The sequence below is a fragment of the Trinickia camelliae genome (genome assembly GCF_053525655.1).
In genome coordinates, this window is the sequence record NZ_JBCHAA010000009.1 from 19252 (window position 1) to 44035 (window position 24784).

A 24784-nucleotide genomic window follows, 5' to 3' on the forward strand; every position below is an offset into this window, starting at 1 on the left:
CCTGCCGCCACATCCCCGCGGCCGGGTCCTGGCCGCTCCAGCGGCCGCGAACCCTCTGATGAATCGTAGAAACGCCTTGCTGCGCCTGGCATGCGCCGGCTTGTCGGCCGTCGCGCCGCCGGCGCCGGCGAACGAGCGGCCGGCGCGCGTCGTCTTTTTGAATCCGGGCGAAGCGGTCGAGCGCGGCACCGGGCAACATTGGCAGTTGGTGTCGCGCTTCATGACCGAGGCGGCGCTGACGTTCGGCATGCAGCTCGAAGTGCTGTACGCCGAGCGCGACCATCTGCTCATGCAGCGCCAGGCCCAGCAAGTCGCGCAGCGCCGCGATCCGCCCGACTACGTTGTGATCGTCAACGAAAAAATGGCGGCGGCGCGCATGCTGCCGATCCTCGCCGCCTCGCCCGCGCGCGTCCTCCTGATCCACAACGACCTGACGAGCGCGCAGCGCAGCGAAATCGGCAATGAACGCGAACGGATCGCGAACTGGATCGGCACGGTGACCGCGAACGCCAGGCGCGGCGGCTACCGCCTCATGCAATACCTGTGCACGGCGCACGGCGCCGGCGAGGCGCGCGTGATCGGCATTACCGGCGATCCGAATACGCCGGTGTCGCTCGACCGCGCCGCGGGCGTCGAGGCGTGGCTCGCGGATTCGGAACGAGGCCGCACGCTCCAAGTCGTCAACGGCGACTGGAGCTACGCCGACGCCTTCGATAAAGCCCGCGTGCTGCTCGCGCGCTATCCCGGCGCGAACATCCTGTGGGCGGCCAACGATTCGATGACGCTCGGCGCGCTGCAGGCCGTGGCCGAGCGCGGCGCGCAGGTTGTCGTGGGCGGCATGGGCGCGTTGCAGGAAGCGGTGGCGAGCGTGCGCGACGGCGGACTCACGGCGATGATCGCGGGCGACTACTTCATCGGCGCCATCGCGATGGTGCTGCTCTACGACTACCACCACGGCGCCGATTTCGCCGCGGCGGGCGGCCCGCGGCAGACGCTCGACTTCCTGAGCGTGATCGACCGCGGCAACGCGGCGCAATACGATGAAACCGTTTTCGTGCGCAGGACGCGGCCCGACTTCGCCCAGTTCTCGCGATACCGCCACGCGCAGGCGTCGCACTACGACTTCGATCTCCAGCGCCTGCTGAACGCACGCCCAAAGGTGTCCTGATGCGCTTGCCCTTCCCGTCGATGCTGTGGCCGCCGGGCCTGCACACCAAGCTGATGCTGTCGCTGCTCGTGCTGATCACGGTCGTCGCCGGCACGTCCTCATACCGCCTGATGGATCGCGAGCGCGAGCGGCGCATGAACGTGCTCGAAGAGCGGGCGACGCGCATCGCCGACTTGTTGAGCCGCTCGCTCGCGCAGCCGCTCTGGAACGTCGACCGCGCCGCGATCGACGAGCAGCTCGCCGTGCTCGCGCCGAACCCCGAAGTCGTGCAGTTCACGGTGACGGCGGCCAACTACGGTGTCGTGTCGTCGATCAAGAAGCACGCCGACGTGACGCCCAAAGACGGCGTCGTGCGCGTGCGGCCGATCGAATACGATCCGCCCGGCGACGCGCCGCGCGAAAAGATCGGCGAGGTCCGCATCGTGCTGACGCGCGCCGTCGCCTTGCGCGACATCGACAACGCGCGCCGCACGGTGCTCGAAACGATGGTGCTTGCGCTCGTCGTGCTGTACGGCGCGACGTTCCTGCTGGTGCGGCACGTCGTGCGCAAGCCGATCGCGCGTCTCGAGGAAATGGTCGACCGGATTGCGGGCGGCGATCTCGATGCGCGCTGCACGGTCGAATCGGGCGACGAACTCGGCCGGCTCGCCGCGCGCGTGAACGTGATGGCCGAGCGGCTGCTTTCGCGCGCGGCGCATCAGGAGGCGATTCGCGAAGAGGAGCGCAAGCACATCGCGATGGCGATTCACGACGAACTCGGCCAATTGCTGACCGCCGTGAAAATGGACGTGTCGCTCATGAAGCTCACGCTCGGGCCCGGCGCGCCCGGCCGGGAAAAAGCCGACGAGATCGGCGAGCTCGTCGAGCGCACGATCCAGATCGTGCGCAATGTCGCGAGCCACCTGCGGCCGGCGGCGCTGAACTACGGCCTCGCGTCGGCGCTCGAATGGCTCGCCGACGACTTCAACCGCCACAGTCCGATCGATTGCCAGTTTCAAATGCTGGGCGCCGAACCGGTGCTGTCGGAAACCCGCGCGACGGCGATCTTCCGCATCGCGCAGGAAGCGCTGACGAACGTCGCGCGCCATGCGGGAGCGTCGCACGTCGATGTCACGCTGAACAACCTCGATACCGATATCGAGCTGATCGTGCGCGACGACGGGCGCGGCTTCGATGTCCGCGCGGCGCGCCAGGGCTACTCGTACGGGCTACTCGGCATGACCGAGCGCGCCCGCATGGCCGACGCCGAGCTGCGCATCGAAAGCACGCAGAACGCCGGGTCCGTGATTCGCGTGCTGATTCGCAACGACGAGCCGGTTTTGCCGTGAGCGCGCACCGCATGATTTCCAGCGCGGCACGTCAGGCTTTCCTGACACGCGATTCAGACCGCGCACGCCGCATTTTCCGTCTGGCCTGACATCTCCGCACGCGCCGTGGCTCTACGATGGAGTCGCAGGTGTAGTTAGCAGGCGTAGTAAGGTAAGGGGTAAGCAACGGCAATTGAGCAGTACGGTATTGGCAACAAAATCTCAAACCTCGGAGCCCGGTATCTCGCGATACCGGGCTTTTTTTCGTTTCAGCTTTGCGCATGAGTTCCCGCGCCATTCATGAATCTCGCTCATAGGCGCTTGCGCCTTTGACCGCCTAGTCGCGCGACGCTGCGCTGGTTACATTGACGACCTTCCGCGATTCGAACGACTTTGGAACTCAACACCATGGATTACCGGTATCTGGGACGCAGCGCCCTCAAAGTGTCGCCGTTGTGTCTCGGCGCGATGATGTTCGGCGGCGAGACCGATGAAGCCACCTCGCGCCGGATCGTCGACAAGGCGTTCGATCAGGGCATCAACTTCATCGACACGGCAGACGTCTATAACGCCGGCCGCTCGGAAGAGATCGTTGGCCGCGCGATCGCGGAGCATCGCGACAGCTGGGTCATCGCGACGAAGTTCGGCTACCCGTCGTCGCAGTCGACGCAGCGCCCCAATGCACAGGGCCAATCGCGCAAATGGATCTTTCAATCCGTCGAAGCGAGCCTCAAGCGCCTCGGCACCGACTACATCGACATCCTCTATTTTCATCGCGCGCTCACGGATGCCCCGCTCGAAGAGGGGGTGCGTGCGATCGGCGATTTGATCCGTCAGGGCAAGGTGCGCTATTTCGGCCTATCGAATTTCCGCGGCTGGCGCATCGCCGAGATCGTGCGGCTTGCCGATCAGCTCGGCATCGAACGCCCGGTCGCGAGCGAGCCGCTTTACAACCTGGTCGACCGCACCGCCGAAGTCGAGCAGCTGCCGGCAGCGGCCCATTACGGCTTGGGTGTCGTGCCGTACAGCCCGCTTGCTCGCGGCGTGCTCACCGGCAAGTACGCCACCGACACCGCGCCGCCCGCCGATTCGCGCGCCGGCCGCGGCGACCGTCGCATTCATCAAACCGAATGGCGGCCCGAGTCGCTCGCGATCGCGCAAAAGGTGGCCGCTCACGCAGCGGCGCGCGGCACGACGTCGATCGCGTTTGCGCTCGCCTGGGTGCTCAAGAACCGCCTCGTCAGCTCGGCGATCGCTGGGCCGCGCACCGAAGCGCACTGGGACAGCTACGTCGACGCGCTCACGCTCGAGCTCGGAGCCGAAGATGAAAAGTTCGTCGACGATCTGGTCCCACCGGGGCATGCTTCGACACCGGGCTACACCGATCCGGGCTATCCCGTCGAAGGACGTAAGACCGCTTGATTGAGCGCAGCATCCGATTCCCACTTACTGGAGCTCTCATGACTACCGCCTATGCCTACGCAGCTTCCGACGAACGCTCGAAGCTCGCGCCATTCGAATTCCAGCGCCGCGATCTGCGCGACCACGACGTGCAGATGGACATCCTGTTCTGCGGCGTCTGCCATTCGGATCTTCACATGGCTCGCAACGAGTGGAAGAACACGTTGTATCCGGTCGTTCCGGGTCATGAGATCGTCGGGCGCGTGACGGCCGTCGGTCCGCAGGTCACGCAGCACAAGGTTGGTGATCTCGTCGGTGTCGGCTGTCTCGTCGATTCGTGCCGCACGTGCGCGAGCTGCGAAGAAGGTCTCGAGCAGTACTGCGAAAACGGCTTTGTCCTCACCTATAACGGACAGGACCGTCAGACGGGCGACAACACCTACGGCGGCTACTCGACGAATATGGTCGTCGACGAAGCCTTCGTGCTGCGCGTGCCCGGCAATCTCGACCCGGCCGGCGTCGCGCCGCTCTTGTGCGCGGGCATCACCACGTACTCGCCGCTGCGCACCTGGGGCGCGGGCCCAGGCAAGAAAGTGGGCGTGGTCGGTCTCGGCGGCCTCGGCCATATGGGCGTCAAGCTCGCGCACGCAATGGGCGCGCACGTCGTGCTGTTCACGACCTCGGCGTCGAAGATCGAAGACGGCAAGCGCCTCGGCGCGGACGAAGTCGTCGTGTCACGCAACCCGTCGGAGATGGAGGCGCACGCGAACAGCTTCGACCTCATCGTCAACACGGTGGCCGCGCAGCATGACCTGAATCCGTTCATCAACCTGCTCAAACGCGACGGCACGCTCGTGCTCGTCGGCGCACCCGAGCACGATCACCCGTCGCCGCAGGTCTTCAATCTGATCTTCAAGCGGCGGCGCCTTGCCGGCTCGATGATCGGCGGCATCGCGGAGACGCAGGAGATGCTCGACTTCTGCGCCGAACACGGCATCACGTCGGACATCGAGATCATTCCGATGCAAAAGATCAACGACGCGTACGAGCGGATGCTCAAGAGCGACGTGCGATATCGCTTCGTCATCGATATCGATTCGCTGCGCCAGTAAGCGGGCGCAGATCGCGCGCCGCTGTCCGTCGACGAACGTAGATAGACGGTTCAGCGGCAACGCGATGCAGACGGTCAGCAAGGCCAGGCAGACGCTCATGGCAGGGCATTCGAATGCCGCTTCGCGTCGGCGCCTCGATGGCGGGCGTTGCGCGGGTTTCATCGTTGCGCGTCCCTGGCCTTGCCAATCAAAAGCGACTCGGGATGCCGCTCCAGGTAATCCGCGAGCTGGTTCAGCGATTGCAATGTTCGTGTGAGCTGCGTGAGCGCCGCGTGCAAGTCGGACTGCAGCGGCGAATCCTGCTCCAAGGTCGACTGCGCGGCGGTGAACGCCTCTTTTGCCGCGACCAGCGTGTCGCTTGCCTGCGGCGCAAGCTCGGTGTCGAGTTGCCGGAACAGGCTATCCGCGTGCGCGAGCGTGCTGTTCAAGCGCGTGCCGATGCTGTCGAACGGCACCTTGTCGAGCTTCGACACGATGTCGGCGATCTGCACCTGCAGCTCTTCGAGCGTGTTCGGCACGGTGGGCAGCTCGAGCGGCACGCGGCTGAAGTCAAGCGTGACGGGCGGCGCGTTCGGGAACATATCGAGCGCGATGTAGCGCTGGTTCGTCAGCAGATTGCCCGTGCGCAACTGGCCCCGCAAGCCGCGCGCGACGAGCTTGAGTATCAGCGCTTTGCCGGCCGCCGAATCGCCGCCGCCAAGCGATTCGCGGTAGCGCTGCCCGAGGCGATCCGCGAACAGATTCATCGTCACCGGCATCGTGAACTCGCGCCGCCGCGCATCGTATTCGACGTCGATCGCGGTCACATAGCCCAGCTCGATGCCGCGAAAGTCCACCGGCGCCCCCACCGACAGCCCGCGCAACGATTGCGTGAACTTCATCACGACCGGCGCCGACGGCCCATCGGGCTCGCGCATCGCCGCGGCTGCGTCGGCGGCGAGCGGGAATGCCGTGCCGTCGGGGGCTTCTGCTCCCGCGGATTGCCCAGGCGGCGACTGGAACGCCAGACCGCCCATCGCGATCGTTGCGAGCGATTGCGTGTTGAGCGTCATGCCGCTCGAATCGATCCGCAGATCGACGCCGCTCGCATGCCACCAGCGCGCCTCGGCGCCGACGTACCGGTCGTACGGCGCTTCGACGAAGACATCGATCGTCACCCCTGCCCCGTCCTTGTCGAGCGCATAGCCGGTTACTTGCCCGACCTGCACGTGGCGGTAGTAGACCGGCAGGCCGATATCGATGGAGCCGAGCGACTCGCCATGCAGCACGAAGCGGCGCCCTTTCTCATCGTTCGCGACGGCGGGCGGCGCCTCGAGACCGGCGAATTCCGAGCGCGCATCGCGCGAGCGTCCCAGATCCGCGCCGATATACGCGCCCGAGATGACGGTGCCCAAACCCGAAATGCCGCTCGCCCCGATGCGCGGGCGCACGACCCAAAAGCGCGTATCGTCCACTGCGAACTGCCGCGCCGCCTTCGTGAGCTGCGCTTTGACGAGCACGCGTGCTCGATCGTGCGAGAGGCGCACGCCCGTCACCATGCCGATATCGACGCTCTTGTAGCGGATCTTCGTCTTGCCCGCCTCGAGCCCCTCGGCGCTCGAGAAGCTGATCGTGACGGCCGGCCCGCGATCGCTGACGTATCGCACGACCAGCGCGATGCAGATCAGCGCCGCGGCGAGCGGCACGAGCCAAACCAGCGACGGCATCAATCGTCTTCTCGACACGGCAGCCACTCACGACGACGCAGGCTTACTTGAGCTTCGCCACGAGCGCGTCGGCGCCTTTGTCGATGCCGGTCTTCGCCGCGCTCAGCGACCCGAAGCTCGCGCCGAGGTTCATCGCGTTCGGATATTGCTTGGTCACGTAGGCATCGAGCAGGCGGTTGGTCGAAGCATCGTAGAGCTCGACCGAATAGATGACGTAGCCCGAGAACGCCCCCTCCTTGCCGCGAATAGCCTGCACGCCGTTGTAGACGTTGCCGCCGAGGTCGAAGTGAGTAAACGGGCCGATGACGGACGTGGTCGTGTCCGCGCCCGTGAGCGTCAGTTTCAAACGCAGCGTGTCCGAGCCGGCCTGGCTGGTCAGCTCGAAGCGGCCGCCCAGTTTCTCCGCGAACTTGGCTTGCATGTAGTCCGCGAGCGCCGTCTTGTCGGCCTCGCGCATGTCGCCGAACTGATTGTCCGAGCCGCGATAGACGGCCACCGGGGCGATGATCAGCTTCTTATAGGTTGCCCAGGCGGCCTGGGTCGCATAGCGATACGGCACGCGCTGCGCATCCCCTTGCGAATTCGGCTTGAGATACGAGGCCGAATCGATACCCGAATAGGGAACCGGCTGCACGCTCGAGCAGCCCACTAGCGCCGCACAGGCGGCTGCGAGCACGAGGTGCCGCGCGTTATCTGGTTTGACCATTTGCTTCTCCGTTGAAGATCCCAGGCTGACTGTGGTTCGGACAGGTCCGACTCGCGTTTCATGCGAGGACGCAGCGTAGCATCGCCAAAGCCGGATGTAAACCGTACGTACGGTTTGTTTTTATCGTTTGTTTTTTGTCGCCAGGCTTCTAAACTGGAGCCGCCCCCTTCCACTGCAGTACCATCACGCCTTTTCGTATCGGCCCGCCCTAAGACAAACAGGAGAAACAGCTCATGGCAGAAGCGCGAGGATATTCGTTCACGGAATCGGCAAGGCGCTACTTTGGGTTCGAAGAAGCGGGGACGAACCTGCGCACGGAAGTGCTGGCCGGCGTGACCACGTTTCTGACGATGGCCTACATCATCTTCGTCAACCCGTCGATCCTCGGCGACGCCGGCATGCCGAAAGACTCCGTGTTCGTCGCGACCTGTCTCGTGGCGGCGCTCGCCTCGCTGATCATGGGCCTCTACGCCAACTACCCGATCGCCTGCGCGCCGGGCATGGGGCTCAATGCGTACTTCGCGTATACCGTCGTCAAGGGCATGGGGTTCACCTGGCAGGCAGCGCTTGGCGCCGTGTTCATCTCCGGGTGCCTGTTCCTGCTCGTCACGCTGTTCCGTGTGCGGGAGATGATCGTCAACGGCATACCGCATTCGATTCGCGTCGCGATCACTGGCGGCATCGGGCTCTTTCTCGCGATCATTTCGCTCAAGTCGGCCGACATCGTCGTCGCCAATCCGGCCACCTTCGTCACGCTCGGCGATCTGCACAAGCCGCCGGTCGTGCTCGCGACCATCGGCTTCTTCGTCATCGTCACGCTCGACGTGTTGCGCGTTCGCGGCGCGATCCTGATCGGCATCCTGGCCGTGACGGTCTTGTCTTTCTTCTTCGGCGGCAATGCGTTCCATGGCGTCGTGTCGGCGCCGCCGTCAATCGATGCCACGCTCTTTCATCTCGACATTCGCGCGGCGCTGTCGACCGGCATCATCAATGTCGTGCTCGTGTTCTTCCTCGTCGAGCTGTTCGACGCCACCGGCACGCTGATGGGCGTCGCCAATCGCGCGGGGCTGCTGGTCGAAGGCAAGATGCATCGGCTGAACAAGGCGCTGCTCGCCGACAGCACGGCGATCGTCGCGGGTTCTTTGCTGGGCACGTCGTCGACGACGGCGTATATCGAGAGCGCGTCCGGCGTGCAGTCGGGCGGGCGCACGGGCGTGACGGCGATCACGGTCGCGATCCTGTTCCTCGCGTGCCTGTTCATCGCGCCGCTCGCGGGCGTCGTGCCGCCCTACGCGACCGCGCCCGCGCTGCTCTATGTGTCCTGTCTGATGTTGCGCGAGTTCGCGCAATTGCCGTGGGACGATGCGACCGAAGTGGTGCCGGCCGCGTTGACCGCGCTATTGATGCCGTTCACCTATTCGATCGCAAACGGCGTGGCGTTCGGGTTCATCACGTATGCCGGACTCAAGCTCTTCACGGGCCGCGCGCGCGAAGTGAAGGTGATCGTCTGGATCATCGCCGCGATCTTCCTGTTCCGCTATTTCTATCTCGGGTCCGAGTGACACGCGTAGGCAGCGCAAAGGTAGCACGCGATAATCCGCGCCACCCGCTCCACGGGTGGCGTTTTACTTGGCAGACTCGGAAACGCGATGGCGAAGCTAAGCGCGCCAGTTCGCCTCGTAGAACCTCACATAGCCGCTGCGCAACACCAGGCATTGCGCCCTGGTTTCGGAAAGCAGACGGCGAGCCGCCGCCTCGATGCGATCACGGTGCGTATCGAACGCACCGATCATGTCTTCGAAGCGATAAGAGGCTGCGCCGAAGTGATCTTCCATTGCTTCAGCGGTGATGCTGCATTGCACACGTTCCCCATCGACCAACGCCGGGAACGCTAAAGTCAGCTCGCGCCCCGAGTACTCAGGGGTTTCGTTCGGGAAATTGATCTGCATGGGAATCGCCTTTGCCGTGACGGATGAAAAAACGGGTACCGCGCGCCGCTTCAATTTGCCTCCAATTGTTATCGGTGCGCGATCAAATTGGCGAAACATGGCTGTCACACCAATTTCATTCACTTTAGACGGTTTCGCGAGAGGAGCAAGTTTTCCCGCAACGTCAGGCTGACGTCGCCAATCCACCGACGAAACTCCGGCAACCTGTACGCAACCATTTCAGGGTGCGTGCTGATTCTCGGGGTGCTCGGCATCGTCTTTCAGGTCTTTCGGCCAGACGTTGAGCAGCAGCGCACACCCGAAGACACCGACTCCGATCGCGATGCTGCCGTACAGCAGCGAATTGTCCTGATCGAAGAGCATGCCGTGGATGGCCACGGCAATGCCAGCGATCGCGACGAACGCCGCGATGACGGCCAATACGATTCTGAATTCCGTGTGAACCATGACGGCCTCCTATGCATCGCTGCAGGCCTAAGAAACGCGGCGCGTGCGCGTTTCTTGCTCTCATGATTGCACCTTTCGCGCGGAACGCAAGACGGACTCTCCCGAGCCGCCGCCGCGTAGAAAGGTTCGGCTTTCCCGCCGCATCTTGTATGATTTCCGGCAAACGCCACGACAAAAATCGGAGACAGATGTGACCCAATCTCGCGCCATGACGCCGGCGGGAAGCCATGTCGACGTCATCGGGCAGGCCCACGCCCGCTCGCTTCAAGTCGGCTTACGCGCCTCGGAAACGCCCGATTTTCATCCGCTGCAAAGCGCGATGCTGCGCGGGCTGATCGAACGCAATCAGTCCCTTTACACGCATGCGCTGCCAGTGATGGAGACGCTGCACGCGCAGATCGTGGATACGCAGAGCATGGTGCTGCTCACCGACCAGCACGGCGTCATTCTGCACAGCCTCGGCGACAGCGACTTCATCGAGAAAGCGAACCGTGTCGCGCTCTGCGCCGGCGTGTCGTGGGCGGAGTCGGATCGGGGCACGAACGCGATCGGCACGGCCCTCATCGATGGCGTTCCGACCGTCGTCCATGCCGACGAACATTTCCTGCGCGCCAACCGCATCCTCACGTGCTCGTGCGCGCCGATCGCCGATCCGTTCGGCCGCACGATCGGGGCGCTCGACGTGAGCGGCGACGCGCGCGGCTTTCACAAGCACACGCTCGCGCTCGTGCGGATGTCCGCGCAGATGATCGAGAACCATCTGTTCGCGAACCAATTCGCCGACGCCGTGCGCATCCGCTTTCATGCACGCGCCGAATTCGTCGGCACCTTGTTCGAAGGGCTCGCGGCGTTCACGCCGGATGGCATGCTGCTGTCCGCGAACCGCAGCGCGCTGTTTCAGCTTGGCGGAATGCTTCCGTCGCTGCAGCGGCAGCCGTTCGCCGCACTCTTCGGCATCCCCTTTGCCGCGCTGCTGCAGCACGTCGCGCACGCACCGAGCGAATGCCTGACGCTGACGCTGCCGAGTGGCGTCAAGGTCGTCGCGCGCGGCGAATTTGCCGGCGCGCGGCCGTCGACGTTGCCGGCCGCGCCCGCCAGAAGCGCCGCTTCGTTCGCGCCGGCGCCGGCTGTGCGCGATGCCGACACGATCACCCTGGCCTCGCTCGACACCGGCGACGCGCACATGGCGGCCGTGCTGCGCCGTGTCGAGAAAGTGCGCGGACGGGACATCCCGATCCTCGTCCTTGGCAAGACCGGCACGGGCAAGGAGTGGCTCGCGCGCGCCATCCACGAAGATTCACCGCGGCGCGCGGCGCCCTTCGTCGCGGTCAATTGCGCGTCGCTGCCCGACACGCTCATCGAAGCCGAACTCTTCGGCTATGAAGACGGCGCGTTCACCGGCGCGAAGAAGCGCGGGGCCGCGGGCAAAATCGTGCAAGCCGACGGCGGCACGCTTTTTCTCGACGAAATCGGCGACATGCCGCTCGCTCAGCAAGTGCGCCTGATGCGCGTGCTTCAAGAGCGCGTGGTAGTGCCGCTTGGCGGCACGCGCGCGATTCCCGTGGACCTGCGCGTGATCTGCGCGACGCACCGCAACCTGCGCGAGATGATCGCGGCCGGCACCTTCCGAGAGGACCTCTATTACCGGATCAACAGCCTCGTCGTGACGCTGCCCGCGCTTTGCGATCGCACCGATCTGGCCGCGCTGGTCGCGCGCATCCTCGAGAGGCAGCGCCGCACGGACACGATGGAGGCGACGCCGCTCGGCCTATCCGCCGCCGTGTTTGAACGCTTCGAGCGTTGCCGCTGGCCAGGCAATCTGCGTCAGTTGGCGAACGTGCTGCGCACGGCGGGAATCATGGCCGAGGGCGAAGCGCAGATCGAACTCGAGCATTTGCCGGACGATTTCCTGCACGATTGCGCGGCGCACGATGACGTCATCCGCGAACGCGATGCTTCCGAGGCTGTTGGCGCGAACAAGCCCGATACGGCAACGAACAGCGAGTCTCAAGACGCAGCAGCGAACCTCGACGCCAAGCCGCCGCGCATGCAGGATTGGCAAGCGTCGCTGATCGAGTCCGCGCTCGCGCGCCACGGCGGCAACGTTTCGGCGGTGGCGCGCGAACTCGGGCTCGCGCGCAACACCGTGTACCGGCATTTGCGCCGCCGCGAAAGCCACTGAACGGCGGCCCGGCCGCCTCGGTGCGCGTGCGCTGCTTCGGGTATGCTTTCACCCGACACCCGGGGCATCCTGCACATGGCATCGAAACGCGAACTCAAGCGCTACAAGACGAATCTCGCCGACGAACTCGATAGCGCCGCACTCTACGAAACGCTCGCTCACGTCGAAGCGGACAAGAAGCGCGCCGCCGTGTTCAGCGAACTCGCCGCATCCGAGCGCGGGCACGCGCAAGTCTGGATCGACAAATTGCACGCGAACGGCGTGCACACGCGCACGACCCGCAAAAGCCTGAAGACGCATCTGATGCGCGGCCTCATCCACGTGTTCGGCCCTTCGTTCGTCCTGCCGACGATCGCCGCCGCCGAATACGCCGACCGCAACAAGTACGCGAATCAACCCGACGCCCAGCACCTTTCCGCCGACGAACAGCATCACGCCGCGATCGTGCAAGAGGTCGCCAACGGGACAACGGCAAGCACGTCCAAGGGCGCGCAAATCGCGAACGCCGAGGCGTGGCACAAAGGCGTCACGTCGGGCAACGATTTGCGCGCGGCGGTGCTCGGCGCGAACGACGGGCTCGTCTCGAACTTCTGCCTGATCATGGGCGTGGCGGGCGCCGGCGCGGCCAACAAGACGATTCTCCTGACCGGGCTTGCGGGCCTGATCGCGGGCGCGTGCTCGATGGCGCTCGGCGAATGGCTTTCGGTCACGAACGCACGCGAGCTGGCGCGCACGCAAATCGCCAAGGAAGCCGACGAGATCGAGCACACACCCGACGCCGAGCGTCACGAACTCGCGCTGATCTATCAAGCCAAGGGCATCGAGGCGGACGAAGCGCGCCGCATCGCAAGCCAGATCATGCGCGACAAGGACAAAGCCCTCGACACGCTCACGCGCGAGGAGCTCGGCCTCGACCCGGCGGAGCTTGGCGGCAACCCGTGGTCGGCGGCAGCCATTTCATTCGGACTCTTCTCGCTCGGCGCGATCTTTCCTGCTGCGCCGTTTCTCTGGGCTCACGGTCTCGCGGCCATCCTTCAATGCATCGCGCTCGCCGCGTTCGGGCTCGCCGCCGTCGGCGTCTTCACGTCACTTTTCAACGGACGCGGCGCGACCTTCTCCGCGTTGCGGCAAATCCTGATCGGACTGCTTGCCGCCGGCTTCACGTTCGGCGCCGGCAAGTTGCTCGGCGTGTCCATCTCCTAGTTTTTGTCTCTCCGCGTTTATGCCGTCTGCCGATCGTCCCTGCGTTGTCCGCGTCGAACCCCTCGGGCGCTCGTTCGAAGCGCCCGATTCACTGTCGCTCGTCGAAGCCGCCGGCTTCGCGAACGTGCATCTCCCAAGATCGTGCCGCAACGGCACCTGCCGCACCTGCCTGTGCCGGCTCGTCAGCGGCACCGTCTCCTACCGGATCGAGTGGCCCGGCTTGAGCCGCGAGGAAAAGGCCGAGGGCTTGATCTTGCCGTGCGTGGCCATCGCCGAATCGGACCTCGTGATCGAAGTCCCCGAGGCGTCGGAGATTGCCTAGAGAAAACCCCTTCCCGGGACTATTGTTGATGGCGGGTATCGGCCTGCCTTCGGCTGCGCGCTTCGTGCCGCCGCCTGCTCCCCACGTTGCCCGCGCGCCCTGCGAAGGTCGGACCTCGCATGCTAGGATTCGGCGCTATTCAACGGAGTCGGAAACATGTTTGCGAAAGCCACTTCCGCTTTCATTTTATTTACATTGGCGGGGAGCGCCTTTGCTGGCCTGTATTCGAAACCTGTCGTGATGACAGGCGAAGACCAAATGGGCGACACCACCGAGCTGCGGTTCAATGCGGCCCCCTCCCATACCGGAACCCTCGTCATCCTCGGCGATCGGTCCAAAACCCCGCAGAAGTCGGTTGCGTTTGTCTATGACGTGCCGGATAAACAACCTGCCGGCACGGGCCCCACCGTCGATATTACTTTTGGTGATAAACAGACGTTAAGCATTTCATGCGATCCGCTTGCGGATAACTGTAAATCGGCGGGCTACGTCACCGAGGGCGGCTCCACCTTCTCCATACTATGGAAAATCGCGCGCCATTGAAAATACGTTTCTCCAGATAATTACCGGTACTTCCCTCCGGCTGCTGATCGGACTAACATTTTCAAATCAGTTAAGTGGGGGACAGCCATGGCCACGTATGCGATCGACGGCGTACGCATCAGTTCTTCTACGGACCGCGTAACGCATGTGCGCTGGGCGCCAATCGACCCCAGAACCCACGACTGGCTCTCTCCCCCGCAAATCGCAGAGGTATCGGATGTCGCAAACGGCATCCGGTCGGGAACCATTGTTTATTCCCTTTTTACGCTCGGCGGAATGCGATTCCTCGGGCCGAAAATCAAAACCGTTCCGCACCCCAATGGAGCCGACGGCATCGATACCGAAGTACCCGACGGCAGTGTCGAAAAATCCATCGACGATCTGCCGCATATTTAACGCACGCTTATCACGCACGCATTTAACGAATGCGTGCCTCGTTTCGATACGCCGCGTTAAGCACAGTTAATCCGATAGCCATTTTTGTTCAGTTGGCGCGCCATTTATGGCGTGTGATAACGCTTGCCATCGCCCAATTAACGGAGCAATCCGATGGCAACGCTGGAAGCATTTCGCGCCGTACTCGACGACGCCCGCACGCCGGAAATCATTCGCAACCACATCATCGATTCGCTGCAATATTCCCTGCGCAATTACGGACATATTTTCACGGCGAAGGAGATCGCCTGGCTGGCCGATTGGGATGACGCGCGCATTCCGCTCGCCGCCTCGCGCGAAAGACAAAAGCGGGAGGCCGAAGTCACGGGTTAAGCTCGCTGCCCGCCGGCGCCTCGCTTAGCGCCTGTTTCGCATCTTATTTAGCGCGCCCGCCCCGGCTTGAGAAGCGCGAGCGCCGCGCGCAGCGGCGCGACATCGCCGCCGAGCATCTCGCTCGCCTCGATCGACGCCTCCAGCAGCGGGCGGCGCATCCGCATCATCAGCGCTTCGTCGACGCGCGAGCGCGGACCGGCGAGCGTCAATGCGCCGGCAAGTGGCTGCTCGGCCGAAAAGACCGGTGTCGAGATGCCGGCCGTCTCGGCATCGCGCTCTCCCGTCGACGCGTAGTAGCCATCGCGGCGAATGCGCTCGTGCAACGCGCCGCGCGCGCCGCCGAACGCGCTCAGCACGCGGCCGCCCGAGCCCTTGTCGAGCGGCAACACGTCGCCTTCACGCACGTGGTCGCGTATCGCATGCGTCGAATCCACGCGATGCAAGCACACCCGCAGGTTCTTCTGCCGCACGTAGAACGACACGCTTTCGCCGCTCTCGTCGCGCAGACGGCGCATGACCGGCAGGATGATGTCGGCGAGCTGCAATCCACGCTGGTAGATCGCGCTCAGCTGCAGCGTCGCGGGGCCGATCTGGTAGCGGCCGTCGTCGAGGCGCACCAACAGCCGATGATGGATCAACGACGCCACGAGCCGCAGGATCGTGCTCTTGTAGAGACCCGTGCGGGCGGCCAGTTCGGCAAGCGACAAGCCGCGGTCGTCAGGACGGAACGCGAACAGAATCGAGAACGCGCGGTCGAGCGCGGCCACGCCGTCGGGCGAAGAAACCGGCGGCGCCGGCGCAACGGAGGCAAGACGTTTTGCGGCAACCATAAGCGGTGGTTTGGCGGTGAGTGTGGATAGAATCGCGGCCGCGTTGCATATCGCTTGAATCACGTCAAAGCGGCGGCGTTATGCCTAACAGAACGCCATTTTATGCGATGTCTTGCGCACCCCGCACCGCTTTCGCGCACGCCTCAGCGGTCCGAGCGCTTCGGCTGTGTCGCGCCGGGCACATGCCAAGCGGCACGCAACACGTTGCCGCCGGACGAATCGGTAATGAACAACGTGCTGTTGTCCGCGCCGCCAAACGTCACGTTCGTGATTGTGCGCCCGCGGCACGATTCGATTTTCGCTATCCCTTCGCCATGCGGATTCAGCACGAACACGCACCCAAGCGACGCGTGCGCGACGAACAGATTGCCGTCGCGATCCATCGTCATGCCATCCGGTCCGCTCACGCCGTAGAACTGCGCGAAGCGGCCCACCTTGCTCGTGCTGCCATCAGCCAGCAGCGGCAAACGCCAGACCGAGTTGTCGCGCGTCATCGCGACGAACAGCACGGTTTCTTCCGCGTTCAACACGAGGCCGTTCGGACTCGGCCCGTTCGCGAGCAGGCAATCGAGCCGGCCGTCCGTGCGTAGCCGATAGACGCGCCCGCTCGGATCGTGTAGCCCGGTCTGGCCTTGATCGGTGAAATAGATGTCGCCGTTCGTCGCGACGATCAGGTCGTTCGGCCCTTTGAAGCGCTCGCTGTTGCGCCGCGTGATGACGGGCGCGATCTCGCCGCTCGCCGGATCGAGCGCGAGGATGCCGTTCTTGTAGTCGGCGATCAGGATGCGTCCGCCGGGATGCCACGCGAGGCCGTTAGGCTCGCCGTCGTATTCGGCAACGCGCTGCCACTCGAGGCCGGGCGTGATCCGGAAGATGCGGCCGTGCGGAATATCGACGACATACAGATTGCCTTCGGGATCGAAGCACGGCCCTTCGAGAAACGAATCGACGACCGCCCCGCCCTTGTTCGCCTTCGACCATTCCGACACTTCCCGTCGGCGCACGGCGCCTGGCATCTCGGTATGGATTTCGGTTGCCACACTGCGGGGCACGGGATACCAGTTCATTGCGCGTCATCCTCGAGATGCCGTGTTGAAGGACCCGTGTAGCGATACGGCATTTGCCGCGGCATGGGCCCCTTGTTGCGCTCGCCGCGTCCGCTCTGCTCCCACGCATGCGACAAGATGCCGACCGCGCGCGACAAGCAGAAAATGCCGCGCGCCAGCTCCGGCGCGAAGCCGAGTTCCGCGTAGATCACAGCGGTTGCGCCGTCGATATTCATCGGCACCGGTTTGCTGCGCCCCGACGCGAGCAGCGCTTCGATTGCGCGGGCAATGCGCGCGTATTCGCCCGTGACCGCCCCTTGCGCCGCCGCCTCGTCGACCATGCCGAGCAATCTGCCCGCACGCGGATCGACCGGATGAAACCGATGACCGAAGCCCGGCAGATACTTGCCATGCTCGGCCACGAACGCATCGACGCACAGCCTGGCCGCGTCAGCGAGCGGCATGCCTTGCGCGACACGATCGCGAATCCGCTGGTAAAGCTCGACCGACTGCTGCCCCGCGCCGCCGTGCACATCGTCGAGCGTGTTGAGCGCCGACGCCATCGCACCGTTCAACGGCAGCCCGCAGCTCACCGCCATGCGCGAAATCGCAATCGACGGCGCATGCGGCCCGTGATCGACCGACGCCACGAGCGCCGCTTCGAGCAGGCGCGATTGCGTCTTGCCCGGCACCTCGCCGCGCAGCATCAGCCAAATCATGTCGGGAAAGCTCAAGCGCCCGATCAGTTCTTGGATCGGATACCCGCGCACATGAATCTTGCCGGGCTCGATATCGATGATGTCGGTGCGCCAGTAGTCGGCGCCGAGTTGCCGGTAGTCGACGCTGTCGTGGGTGCTGCCGTTCGCGCTCATCAGATCACTCCTTCGTCGCGCAGGGCTTCGATCGCGGCTTCGTCGTAACCGAGCTTGGCGAGCCACGCCTGTGTGTGCTGCGAGAGTTGCGGTGCGGGTGCGCGCGGCACCGGGTCGGCGTCGGACATGCGAAAGCCCGCGCGCGTCACGTGCTGGCCAGCCTCGTCGAACGACGCGACGAAGCCGCGCTCCGCGATTTGCGGATGCGCGAGAATGCCGGGCACGTCGAGCACGAGCCCGGCCGGCACCCCGGCTGCGGTGAACTCGCTCTCCCAAAGCACCGCCGGCGCACTCGCCAACGCCGCTTCGAGCGCCTGAGTCAGCGCCGCGCGATTCGCCTTGCGCGCGTTGCGCTCGTTGAAGCGCGGATCGTCGAGCCACTCGGGACGCCCGACGATCCGGCACAGCGAAGCGAACTGCTTGTCTTCGTTGGCTGCGATATTGATGAGCCCGTCGCCGGTTCGGAACGTGCCCGAGGGCGCTGCGGTGAAATTCTGGTTGCCCATCGGCGTGGGCTTCACGCCTGCGTTCAAGTAGTTCGATACGACCCAGCCCATGGTCGCGAGCGTGGCTTCGAGCATCGAGACGTCGATCATGCGGCCCGCGCCCGTCCGCACCGCATCGACGAGCGCCGACGCAACCGCGAACGCGGACGTGATGCCGCCGATCGTGTCGCTGATCGGAAAGCCCGTGCGCAGCGGGGCCGATTCGGCGTCGCCGGTCACGCTCATCACGCCCGACATGCCTTGGATGATCTGATCGTAGGCCGGCCGGTTGGCGAGCGGCCCCTCTTTGCCGAAACCGGAAATCGCGCAGTAGACGATGCGCGGATTGGCGTCGCGCAACACGTCGTAGCCGAGCCCGAGGCGATCCATCACCCCGGGGCGGAAGTTCTCGATCAGCACGTCGGACTCGCGCACCATCTGCAGCAGAATCTCGCGGCCGCGCGGATCCTTCAGATTGAGCGTGACCGACTGCTTGCCTGCATTGACCGCGACGAACGACGCCCCCATCTGCCGCGCCGACGCCTTCGGGTCCGCGCCGAGACGCCGCGCGAGATCGCCCTGCCCCGGCACCTCGATCTTGATGACTTCAGCCCCCATCAGCGCGAGCTGATAGCCGCAGAACGGCCCGGCCAGTACGTTCGAAAGATCCAGCACGCGTATCCCGTGCAAGGGCAATCCCATTTCCCACTCCTTGATGTTCGCTTTTCACGCAGCTTCGCTTGCCGCATTCGTTCTATTCCACAGAACGACGTTCCAATAATAGTCGATGTGCGACGCTTTCGCATCGGGAAATCCACTACGTTTACTCATCCCGACGAGTCACTCTACCATTCTATATAACGCACCATCGTTCTGTCCAACAGAATTACCTCAGGAGACATCCCAATGAATGAGCCCGTCGGCCTCGGAGCCCTGCGATCCTCCGCGGCACACTCGAAACCGCCGCACGCCCTTCCCATCGAGGCCGTCGTCGACGGCCGGCGCGCAGACGCGCTGAGCGCGGCAAGTATCAGCGCGCGTCTCGACCGGATACCTGCGAGCCGCCCCGTATGGGCCATGGTGCTGCTGCTCGCGCTCGGCGCCTGGTTCGAGATCTACGACATGTTCCTCACCGCGTACGTGAGCCCGGGGCTCGTGAAAGCCGGCATCTTCACGCAGACCACCGAGTCGTTCTTCGACTTGACGGGCTTGGGCGCTTTCGTCGGCGCGCTCTTTCTCGGGCTCTTCATCGGCACGTTCGGCGTCGCGTTCGCCGCCGACACGTACGGCCGTCGCAAGGTCTTCGTGTTTGCCTTGCTCTGGTACACGGTCGCCGCGGCCGTCATGGCGTTTCAGACGAACGCCTATGCCGTCGTGTTCTGGCGCGTGATGGCGGGAATCGGCGTGGGCGCCGAGCTCGTGACGATCGATTCCTACGTCTCCGAACTCGTGCCGGCCAGCGTGCGCGGACGCGCGTATGCGTTCATGCAGGCCGTGCAGTACACGTCGGTGCCATGTCTGGCGTTTCTCGCCTGGAAGCTCGTGCCGGTCGCGCCGCTAGGGCTCGACGGCTGGCGCTGGGTCGTCTTGGCCGGCTGCATGGGCGCGGCCGTGGTCTGGTTCATCCGGCTCGGCCTCCCGGAAAGCCCGCGCTGGCTCGTGCAACGAGGCCGGCTCGCCGAAGCGGACGCGATCGTGACAAAGCTCGAGCAAAAAGTGGAACGTTCGCTTGGCGCAGCACTGCCCGCGCCTGCGCCCATCGCGAGCGCCGCGCCTGCCGTCAAAGCCGGCTTCGGCGAAATCTGGAAGCCGCCGTACCGGTCTCGCACGATCATGCTCATGGTGTTCAACTTCTTCCAGTCGATCGGGTATTACGGCTTCGCGAGCTGGGTGCCGACGCTGCTCGTCGCCAAAGGCATCACGGTCACGCACAGCCTCATGTATTCGTTCGTCATCGCGATTGCCAATCCGATTGGCCCGTTGATCTCGATGTTGTTTGCCGATCGCATCGAGCGCAAATGGCTCGTGTCCGCTTCCGCTGCATCGATTGCCGTGGTCGGCATTTTGTTTTCTCAGCAGCGCGAAACCACGATATTGGTTTGTCTTGGCGTATTGCTCACGCTGCTCAGCAACTGCATGACGTTTTCATATCGCACGTATCAGGCTGAGCTGTTCCCCACGCGCGTGAGGGCGCGCGCAATCGGCTTGGTGTATTCGGTGAGCCGGGTGAGCGCGATGCTGTCCGGTTTCATGATCGCGTTCTTCATGCGCGATTTCGGCGTGCCCGGCGTATTCGTGCTGATCGCGGGCTCGATGGCGATCGTCGTCGCGACGATCGGCGGCTTTGGTCCGCGCACGAGCGGTCTGCAGCTCGAACAGCTTTCGCGCTAAGCGCCGCCGACGCCGCTATACATCAGCGCGTCGACCCAACCGATTCCGTTTCCGACCCCAACGCGGCACGCTTTGCGCGCCGCGTTTTTTATTGGCGTTTTCTCAATATTAACGCTGATCATTTCCGCAGAAGAATGATCTGTCTGACTCGTATTTAGTCAACGCTCTGTTGCAAAAACACCCTATTATCTCGAACGGCACTCTCTCAGCCGCGTCAGCCGGAGTTTCTCAATAATAAGATTTGATTGTTGCCGTTTACAGAATAGTGTTTCTACCGGCTTATGAATGGTTATTCTTCCGGCGCGCGAATACATTTACAGGGCTTGCTTAAAGGAAGAAGCAAATGACGACAAAACAGTCTCCGGCCCCAGACGTGACCCGCGTTCAAGTTGAAATTCTCGAGCGCTCCGATACCACCTTGATCGTCCGATGGGTCGAACCTGGCCGATGCCATTACGGCGAGCAGCGGTGGCGCCGCCGCTCGGCCAGCTCCTCGGGAACCTGCGTGCTGTCGCGGCGCGCGATCCATCGCGGCGACGCGGTATTCAGGCCGGCTGAACGGCCCGCGCCGTCGAATGCAAAAGCCATGATTTCGGTTGAAGTCTTCGGCCAATCGGCCGACGAATGATGGCGAGGCATTGCGTCGACTCATTTGCGTCGGCGCGTTTGCGTCAATCAATCGACGCAATGCCCTTACCCCTGACCACTGACTCATTGTTTCGATTTACCGGGTAATCCGATCGCGCGGCCACTGTAACGCGCCGCCGGAAGCGCGGCATGCGCGGCGGCAATCGCTTCGATACGCGCTTTGACGTCAGGATCGAACGCGATCGATTTAGGCCCGTTCGTATCGACATGCAGCAGCATCTGCTCGCTCGCCGCCACCGGTGCGCCGCCCCCCGGTACGCCAGCATCCGCGGCAAACATCTCCAGATACAGATGCAGACGCTTGGCATCGTGCGCAATGAAACGCGCATCGACACGAACCTGCGTCCCCTCCTTGATTTCGTGAAGGTAGTTGATGTGCGCTTCGAGCGTGTACACGGAGCGTCTGCGCGCCTTACGCGTGGCGTCGTCGAGACCGATGTGGTCGAGCAGCGCATCCGTCGCGAAGCTGAAAATCAGCATATAGAACGCGTCGCGCAGATGGCCGTTGTAGTCGACCCATTCCCCGCGAACGCAATCGCGGTAGATCCGCAAAGGCGTGGTTCGTGTCAATTCCGTCATCTCAATCCTCGAAGCGCATCCCATGCCGCGCTTTCGTCTCGCCGATCGCGGCGAGCACGTTGGTGATGCACTCGTCGCGATAACGCTCGAGCGCCTTGATGCTGCGCGGCCCCACCTGCTCGGCCGTGCCCGCGACCACGCGATCGATCAGCTCGTCAGTCAGCTTCGGTGCCACGAGCTTCGTCCACGGCAATTCGAGTGCAGGCCCGAACTGCTGCATGAAATGGCGCATTCCGGCGTCACCGCCCGCCAGCGTGTACGTAAGGAACGTGCCCATGAACGACCAGCGGATGCCGGCGCCGAAGCGGATGGCGTCGTCGATCTCGCCGGTCGTCGCCACGCCTTCATTGACGAGATGCAATGCCTCGCGCCACAGCGCTTCGAGCAGACGATCCGCGATAAAGCCGGGCACTTCCTTGCGCACCCGCAGCGGACGCATGCCGAGAGAGGCGTAGACATGCATCGCAGCATCGACAGTTTCGCTCGCGGTACGCTCGCCGCCAAGCACTTCGACGAGCGGCAGCAGATACACCGGATTGAACGGGTGTCCGACGACGCAGCGCTCCGGGTTCACGGCACGCGCGTAGAAGTCGGTAGGCAGGAGCCCCGATGTCGACGAGCCGATGATCGCATCAGGCTTCGCGGCGAGGCTGATCCGCTCATGCAATGTGAGCTTCAATTCTTCGCGCTCGGGCGCGCTCTCTTGAATGAAGTCGGCGGTTTCCACGCAGGCTTCGATGGTCGACACGAAGCGCAGTCGCGCCGGCGACGCGCCCGCCTTCAACCCCACGCGCTCGAGCGCCGGCCACGCATTCGCGACGTTGTCGCGCAACTGCTTTTCAGCGCCGGGCGCCGGGTCCCACGCGAGCACATCGAGCCCGTTCGCGAGCGCGCGCGCAACCCAGCCGCTGCCGATCACGCCGGCGCCGATTGCCGCAAAGGTCTTGATATCGACGATGACTGCCATTGGTTGAAACTCCTCGGTTCGATGATTCGATTGATCGTGATGGAGGCGGCTAAGCGACATCCCTAAGCGATATCCGCGAGCGCACGGCGTTCGAGCGGTCGTTCGCCGCGCGCCGGCAAGCCGAGCTTGCGGCGCCCTTCGGCGGGCGTCAGCGCGCGGCCGCCGAGCCGCTCGATGATTTCGATTGCGCGCGCCACCAGCGAACCATTGGTTGCGTGCACACCTTTATCGAGCCAGAGGTTGTCTTCGAGGCCCACGCGCACGTGCCCGCCGAGCAGCATCGCCTGCGCGACCATCGGCATCTGCATCCGGCCGATGCCGAAGCCCGCCCACTGCGCGCCGGGCGGCAGGTTGTCCACCATCGCCTTCATCGTCGCCGTATCCGCGGGCGCGCCCCACGGAATGCCGAGACACAGTTGAAAAAGCGGCGGCGCGTCGAGCAGGCCTTCTTTGAGCAACTGCTTCGCGAACCACAGATGTCCGGTATCGAAAATTTCCAGCTCCGGCTTGACGCCAAGCTCTTGAATGCGTTTCGCGCCCGCGCGCAATTGCGCCGGTGTCGATACGTAGATGTAGTCGCCGTCGCCGAAATTGAGCGTGCCGCAGTCGAGCGTGCAGATCTCCGGCAGCAGTTCCTCGACGTGCGCGAGCCTCGTCAAGCCGCCGACCAGATCCGTGTTCGCGCCGAAGCGCATCGGATCTTCGCCGGGCCCGATCTCCAGATCGCCGCCCATGCCGGCGGTCAAATTGATGATGACGTCGACATCGGCCGAGCGAATGCGGTCGAACACTTCACGGTAGAGATTCGGATCGCGGCTGCCGCGCCCCGTTTTCGGATCGCGCACATGGCAATGAGCGACGGTTGCGCCCGCCTTCGCCGCTTCGATCGCGGCCTCGGCGATTTGCTTCGGCGTGACGGGGATCGCCGGATGCTTGCCGACGGTGTCGCCGGCGCCCGTGACCGCGCAGGTCACGATGACTTCGTGGTTCATTCTCGATGGTCCTTGCAGGGGTTGACTGTCGTGTCATGCAGCGGCGAAGCCGACTGGCCGCCGCCCGTTCGCGGATAAACAAGCGCTTAAAGCCCGAGATGCGCCTTCACTGCGGGCAACCCGTCCTTGCCGTCGAAGGTCTTCACGCCCGCGAGCCACGCGTCGAGCACCTGCGGGTTCTTCTTCAGGTAGTCCTTCGCCGCATCGGCGGGCCGCGCTTTGTTCATCACCGATTGCATCACCACGTTTTCGAGCTGCGTCGTGAAGCGCAGGTTGCTCACGAGCTTGCCCGCGTTGGGGCAGCGCGTCAGGTAATCGGGCGACGTCAGCGTGTAGACGCGAGCTTCGCCGTCGTTCGGGCCGAACACGCCGTCGCTGCCGCTCAAGTACTTCATGTCGATCTGGATGTTCATCGGATGCGGTTCCCAGCCGAAGAAGACCACCCACTTCTTCTCGCGCGCCGCACGATTGACCGTCACCAGCATCCCCGCCTCGCTCGACTCGACGAGCTTGAAGCCGCCGAGCCCAAACTGGTTCGTCGCGATCATCTTCAGGATCGCCGCGTTCGCGCTGCTGCCCGGCTCGATGCCGTAGATCTTGCCGTCCAGCTCCGCGCGGTGTTTCGCTATGTCGGCGAAGGTCTTGAGGCCCGCGTCGTAGGCGTAGGCCGGCACCGCGAAGGTCGCTTTCGCGCCGCTCAAGTTCGGCGGCTGCAGGACGTCGATCGTCTTGGCTTCCACGAATGGCGTGATCGCCTTCTCCTGCACTGGCCACCAATAGCCGAGCGACACATCCAGTTGCTTCGTTTTCAGGCCCGCGAACGAGATCGGCACCGATACGTTGCTCGTCACCGGCTGATAACCGAGCGCTTCGAAGACGGTCGAGGCGAGCGCGGTGGTCGACGTGATGTCGGTCCAGCCGATGTCGGCAAAGCGCACCGTGCGACACGTTTGCGGGTCTTGCGCTGATGCGGGCGGCGTATGCGCGAGCGCGGATGCTGTCGCGGCACAGGCCAACAAGGCTTTAATGCGATGGAGTTTCATGACGACCTCTTGCGGAATTTTCGGCTTTGATCGGCCCGCTCGCAGGCGCGGCCACCCGGACATCGTTGGCATAAAAGTACCGGCCCGAATTTCCGCCAAAGCGACTGTCAGCGACCC

Annotated in this window: 25 protein-coding genes; 13 read left to right on the forward strand and 12 right to left on the reverse strand. The window is 64.1% G+C overall.

The features are described from left to right. The first annotated feature begins 58 nt into the window (after positions 1 to 58). The 4 genes from AAHK20_RS16265 to AAHK20_RS16280 all read left to right on the forward strand — a co-directional run bounded on the left by AAHK20_RS16265 (position 59) and on the right by AAHK20_RS16280 (position 4988). Positions 59 to 1168 carry an ABC transporter substrate-binding protein gene (locus tag AAHK20_RS16265; RefSeq protein ID WP_449182516.1) on the forward strand — a complete coding sequence of 370 codons (1110 nt, stop codon included), beginning with the start codon at positions 59 to 61 and terminating at the stop codon, positions 1166 to 1168. Further along, positions 1168 to 2496, forward strand: a complete 1329-nt coding sequence (locus tag AAHK20_RS16270) for a HAMP domain-containing sensor histidine kinase (protein ID WP_449182517.1) — start codon at positions 1168 to 1170, stop codon at positions 2494 to 2496. The genes AAHK20_RS16265 and AAHK20_RS16270 overlap by 1 nt, the downstream gene beginning before the upstream one ends. A gap of 387 nt (positions 2497 to 2883) precedes the next feature. Beyond that, the gene (locus AAHK20_RS16275; protein WP_449182725.1) at positions 2884 to 3897 is read left to right on the forward strand and encodes an aldo/keto reductase; all 1014 of its coding nucleotides are present in this window, start codon (positions 2884 to 2886) and stop codon (positions 3895 to 3897) included. A gap of 38 nt (positions 3898 to 3935) precedes the next feature. Then, entirely contained in the window at positions 3936 to 4988 is a 1053-nt protein-coding gene (locus AAHK20_RS16280) for an NAD(P)-dependent alcohol dehydrogenase (RefSeq protein ID WP_449182518.1), read from the forward strand. A 158-nt stretch (positions 4989 to 5146) separates the two neighbouring features. On the opposite strand, the gene AAHK20_RS16285 is transcribed toward AAHK20_RS16280, so the two are convergent. Further along, positions 5147 to 6694, reverse strand: a complete 1548-nt coding sequence (locus AAHK20_RS16285) for a PqiB family protein (RefSeq protein ID WP_449182519.1) — start codon at positions 6692 to 6694, stop codon at positions 5147 to 5149. A 43-nt stretch (positions 6695 to 6737) separates the two neighbouring features. Beyond that, positions 6738 to 7400 (reverse strand): DUF3313 domain-containing protein, encoded by a 663-nt coding sequence (locus AAHK20_RS16290; protein ID WP_449182520.1) that lies wholly within the window; start codon positions 7398 to 7400, stop codon positions 6738 to 6740. A 233-nt stretch (positions 7401 to 7633) separates the two neighbouring features. Between AAHK20_RS16290 and AAHK20_RS16295 the strand changes: the two genes are divergently transcribed. Then, complete coding sequence (locus AAHK20_RS16295; RefSeq protein ID WP_449182521.1) at positions 7634 to 8962, forward strand: NCS2 family permease; 1329 nt, start codon at positions 7634 to 7636, stop codon at positions 8960 to 8962. Between the two features lie 96 nt (positions 8963 to 9058). Here AAHK20_RS16295 and AAHK20_RS16300 read toward each other — a convergent pair whose 3' ends face one another. Beyond that, entirely contained in the window at positions 9059 to 9349 is a 291-nt protein-coding gene (locus AAHK20_RS16300; protein WP_449182726.1) for a DUF1488 family protein, read from the reverse strand. A gap of 219 nt (positions 9350 to 9568) precedes the next feature. Next, positions 9569 to 9796: a DUF2964 family protein gene (locus tag AAHK20_RS16305; RefSeq protein WP_449182522.1), complete on the reverse strand. Its 228-nt coding sequence runs from the start codon at positions 9794 to 9796 to the stop codon at positions 9569 to 9571. Positions 9797 to 10004: 208 nt separating this feature from the next. Between AAHK20_RS16305 and AAHK20_RS16310 the strand changes: the two genes are divergently transcribed. From AAHK20_RS16310 to AAHK20_RS16335, 6 genes are all read left to right on the forward strand, one after another. Then, positions 10005 to 11978 (forward strand): sigma-54-dependent Fis family transcriptional regulator, encoded by a 1974-nt coding sequence (locus AAHK20_RS16310; RefSeq protein ID WP_449182727.1) that lies wholly within the window; start codon positions 10005 to 10007, stop codon positions 11976 to 11978. Between the two features lie 75 nt (positions 11979 to 12053). Then, positions 12054 to 13181 carry a VIT1/CCC1 transporter family protein gene (locus AAHK20_RS16315; protein WP_449182523.1) on the forward strand — a complete coding sequence of 376 codons (1128 nt, stop codon included), beginning with the start codon at positions 12054 to 12056 and terminating at the stop codon, positions 13179 to 13181. Positions 13182 to 13200: 19 nt separating this feature from the next. Then, positions 13201 to 13503, forward strand: coding sequence for a 2Fe-2S iron-sulfur cluster-binding protein (locus AAHK20_RS16320; protein ID WP_449182524.1), 303 nt, complete (start codon positions 13201 to 13203; stop codon positions 13501 to 13503). Between the two features lie 156 nt (positions 13504 to 13659). Next, complete coding sequence (locus AAHK20_RS16325) at positions 13660 to 14046, forward strand: hypothetical protein (protein WP_449182525.1); 387 nt, start codon at positions 13660 to 13662, stop codon at positions 14044 to 14046. 87 nt (positions 14047 to 14133) lie between these two features. Further along, positions 14134 to 14442 (forward strand): hypothetical protein, encoded by a 309-nt coding sequence (locus AAHK20_RS16330; protein ID WP_449182526.1) that lies wholly within the window; start codon positions 14134 to 14136, stop codon positions 14440 to 14442. 153 nt (positions 14443 to 14595) lie between these two features. After that, a complete protein-coding gene (locus AAHK20_RS16335; protein ID WP_449182527.1) occupies positions 14596 to 14814 on the forward strand; it encodes a hypothetical protein in 219 nt (72 codons plus the stop codon). A 47-nt stretch (positions 14815 to 14861) separates the two neighbouring features. Here AAHK20_RS16335 and AAHK20_RS16340 read toward each other — a convergent pair whose 3' ends face one another. The 4 genes from AAHK20_RS16340 to AAHK20_RS16355 form a co-directional block, all read right to left on the reverse strand. Then, positions 14862 to 15644, reverse strand: a complete 783-nt coding sequence (locus AAHK20_RS16340; protein WP_449182528.1) for an IclR family transcriptional regulator — start codon at positions 15642 to 15644, stop codon at positions 14862 to 14864. A gap of 143 nt (positions 15645 to 15787) precedes the next feature. Continuing rightward, positions 15788 to 16711 (reverse strand): SMP-30/gluconolactonase/LRE family protein, encoded by a 924-nt coding sequence (locus tag AAHK20_RS16345; RefSeq protein WP_449182529.1) that lies wholly within the window; start codon positions 16709 to 16711, stop codon positions 15788 to 15790. Beyond that, entirely contained in the window at positions 16708 to 17562 is an 855-nt protein-coding gene (locus AAHK20_RS16350) for a citryl-CoA lyase (protein ID WP_449182530.1), read from the reverse strand. Before AAHK20_RS16350 ends, AAHK20_RS16345 begins: the two co-directional genes overlap by 4 nt. Beyond that, complete coding sequence (locus AAHK20_RS16355) at positions 17562 to 18749, reverse strand: CaiB/BaiF CoA transferase family protein (protein WP_449182531.1); 1188 nt, start codon at positions 18747 to 18749, stop codon at positions 17562 to 17564. The genes AAHK20_RS16350 and AAHK20_RS16355 overlap by 1 nt, the downstream gene beginning before the upstream one ends. 204 nt (positions 18750 to 18953) lie before the next feature. On the opposite strand from AAHK20_RS16355, the gene AAHK20_RS16360 reads away from it, so the two are divergent. Then, positions 18954 to 20438, forward strand: a complete 1485-nt coding sequence (locus tag AAHK20_RS16360; RefSeq protein WP_449182532.1) for an MFS transporter — start codon at positions 18954 to 18956, stop codon at positions 20436 to 20438. A 343-nt stretch (positions 20439 to 20781) separates the two neighbouring features. After that, the gene (locus AAHK20_RS16365; RefSeq protein ID WP_449182533.1) at positions 20782 to 21066 is read left to right on the forward strand and encodes a DUF3331 domain-containing protein; all 285 of its coding nucleotides are present in this window, start codon (positions 20782 to 20784) and stop codon (positions 21064 to 21066) included. Positions 21067 to 21149: 83 nt separating this feature from the next. Here AAHK20_RS16365 and AAHK20_RS16370 read toward each other — a convergent pair whose 3' ends face one another. From AAHK20_RS16370 to AAHK20_RS16385, 4 genes are all read right to left on the reverse strand, one after another. Continuing rightward, a complete protein-coding gene (locus AAHK20_RS16370) occupies positions 21150 to 21665 on the reverse strand; it encodes a thioesterase family protein (protein WP_449182534.1) in 516 nt (171 codons plus the stop codon). A gap of 1 nt (position 21666) precedes the next feature. Next, positions 21667 to 22632: an L-carnitine dehydrogenase gene (locus AAHK20_RS16375; protein WP_449182535.1), complete on the reverse strand. Its 966-nt coding sequence runs from the start codon at positions 22630 to 22632 to the stop codon at positions 21667 to 21669. A 62-nt stretch (positions 22633 to 22694) separates the two neighbouring features. After that, positions 22695 to 23624 carry a 3-dehydrocarnitine:acetyl-CoA trimethylamine transferase CdhC gene (gene cdhC / locus AAHK20_RS16380; protein ID WP_449182536.1) on the reverse strand — a complete coding sequence of 310 codons (930 nt, stop codon included), beginning with the start codon at positions 23622 to 23624 and terminating at the stop codon, positions 22695 to 22697. A gap of 86 nt (positions 23625 to 23710) precedes the next feature. Then, positions 23711 to 24667, reverse strand: a complete 957-nt coding sequence (locus AAHK20_RS16385) for a choline ABC transporter substrate-binding protein (protein ID WP_449182537.1) — start codon at positions 24665 to 24667, stop codon at positions 23711 to 23713. Positions 24668 to 24784: the final 117 nt, after the last annotated feature.

Coding starts and splice junctions, on each gene's coding strand:
- AAHK20_RS16310 (WP_449182727.1), top strand. CDS start 10,005: ATGACGCCGGCGGGAAGCCATGTCGACGTCATCGGGCAGGCCCACGCC.
- AAHK20_RS16385 (WP_449182537.1), bottom strand. CDS start 24,667: ATGAAACTCCATCGCATTAAAGCCTTGTTGGCCTGTGCCGCGACAGCA.
- AAHK20_RS16305 (WP_449182522.1), bottom strand. CDS start 9,796: ATGGTTCACACGGAATTCAGAATCGTATTGGCCGTCATCGCGGCGTTC.
- AAHK20_RS16280 (WP_449182518.1), top strand. CDS start 3,936: ATGACTACCGCCTATGCCTACGCAGCTTCCGACGAACGCTCGAAGCTC.
- AAHK20_RS16320 (WP_449182524.1), top strand. CDS start 13,201: ATGCCGTCTGCCGATCGTCCCTGCGTTGTCCGCGTCGAACCCCTCGGG.
- AAHK20_RS16350 (WP_449182530.1), bottom strand. CDS start 17,562: ATGAGCGCGAACGGCAGCACCCACGACAGCGTCGACTACCGGCAACTC.
- AAHK20_RS16370 (WP_449182534.1), bottom strand. CDS start 21,665: ATGACGGAATTGACACGAACCACGCCTTTGCGGATCTACCGCGATTGC.
- AAHK20_RS16375 (WP_449182535.1), bottom strand. CDS start 22,632: ATGGCAGTCATCGTCGATATCAAGACCTTTGCGGCAATCGGCGCCGGC.
- AAHK20_RS16355 (WP_449182531.1), bottom strand. CDS start 18,749: ATGGGATTGCCCTTGCACGGGATACGCGTGCTGGATCTTTCGAACGTA.
- AAHK20_RS16340 (WP_449182528.1), bottom strand. CDS start 15,644: ATGGTTGCCGCAAAACGTCTTGCCTCCGTTGCGCCGGCGCCGCCGGTT.
- AAHK20_RS16360 (WP_449182532.1), top strand. CDS start 18,954: ATGAATGAGCCCGTCGGCCTCGGAGCCCTGCGATCCTCCGCGGCACAC.
- AAHK20_RS16270 (WP_449182517.1), top strand. CDS start 1,168: ATGCGCTTGCCCTTCCCGTCGATGCTGTGGCCGCCGGGCCTGCACACC.
- AAHK20_RS16315 (WP_449182523.1), top strand. CDS start 12,054: ATGGCATCGAAACGCGAACTCAAGCGCTACAAGACGAATCTCGCCGAC.
- AAHK20_RS16345 (WP_449182529.1), bottom strand. CDS start 16,711: ATGAACTGGTATCCCGTGCCCCGCAGTGTGGCAACCGAAATCCATACC.
- AAHK20_RS16290 (WP_449182520.1), bottom strand. CDS start 7,400: ATGGTCAAACCAGATAACGCGCGGCACCTCGTGCTCGCAGCCGCCTGT.
- AAHK20_RS16365 (WP_449182533.1), top strand. CDS start 20,782: ATGACGACAAAACAGTCTCCGGCCCCAGACGTGACCCGCGTTCAAGTT.
- AAHK20_RS16300 (WP_449182726.1), bottom strand. CDS start 9,349: ATGCAGATCAATTTCCCGAACGAAACCCCTGAGTACTCGGGGCGCGAG.
- cdhC (WP_449182536.1), bottom strand. CDS start 23,624: ATGAACCACGAAGTCATCGTGACCTGCGCGGTCACGGGCGCCGGCGAC.
- AAHK20_RS16325 (WP_449182525.1), top strand. CDS start 13,660: ATGTTTGCGAAAGCCACTTCCGCTTTCATTTTATTTACATTGGCGGGG.
- AAHK20_RS16330 (WP_449182526.1), top strand. CDS start 14,134: ATGGCCACGTATGCGATCGACGGCGTACGCATCAGTTCTTCTACGGAC.
- AAHK20_RS16285 (WP_449182519.1), bottom strand. CDS start 6,694: ATGCCGTCGCTGGTTTGGCTCGTGCCGCTCGCCGCGGCGCTGATCTGC.
- AAHK20_RS16275 (WP_449182725.1), top strand. CDS start 2,884: ATGGATTACCGGTATCTGGGACGCAGCGCCCTCAAAGTGTCGCCGTTG.
- AAHK20_RS16295 (WP_449182521.1), top strand. CDS start 7,634: ATGGCAGAAGCGCGAGGATATTCGTTCACGGAATCGGCAAGGCGCTAC.
- AAHK20_RS16335 (WP_449182527.1), top strand. CDS start 14,596: ATGGCAACGCTGGAAGCATTTCGCGCCGTACTCGACGACGCCCGCACG.
- AAHK20_RS16265 (WP_449182516.1), top strand. CDS start 59: ATGAATCGTAGAAACGCCTTGCTGCGCCTGGCATGCGCCGGCTTGTCG.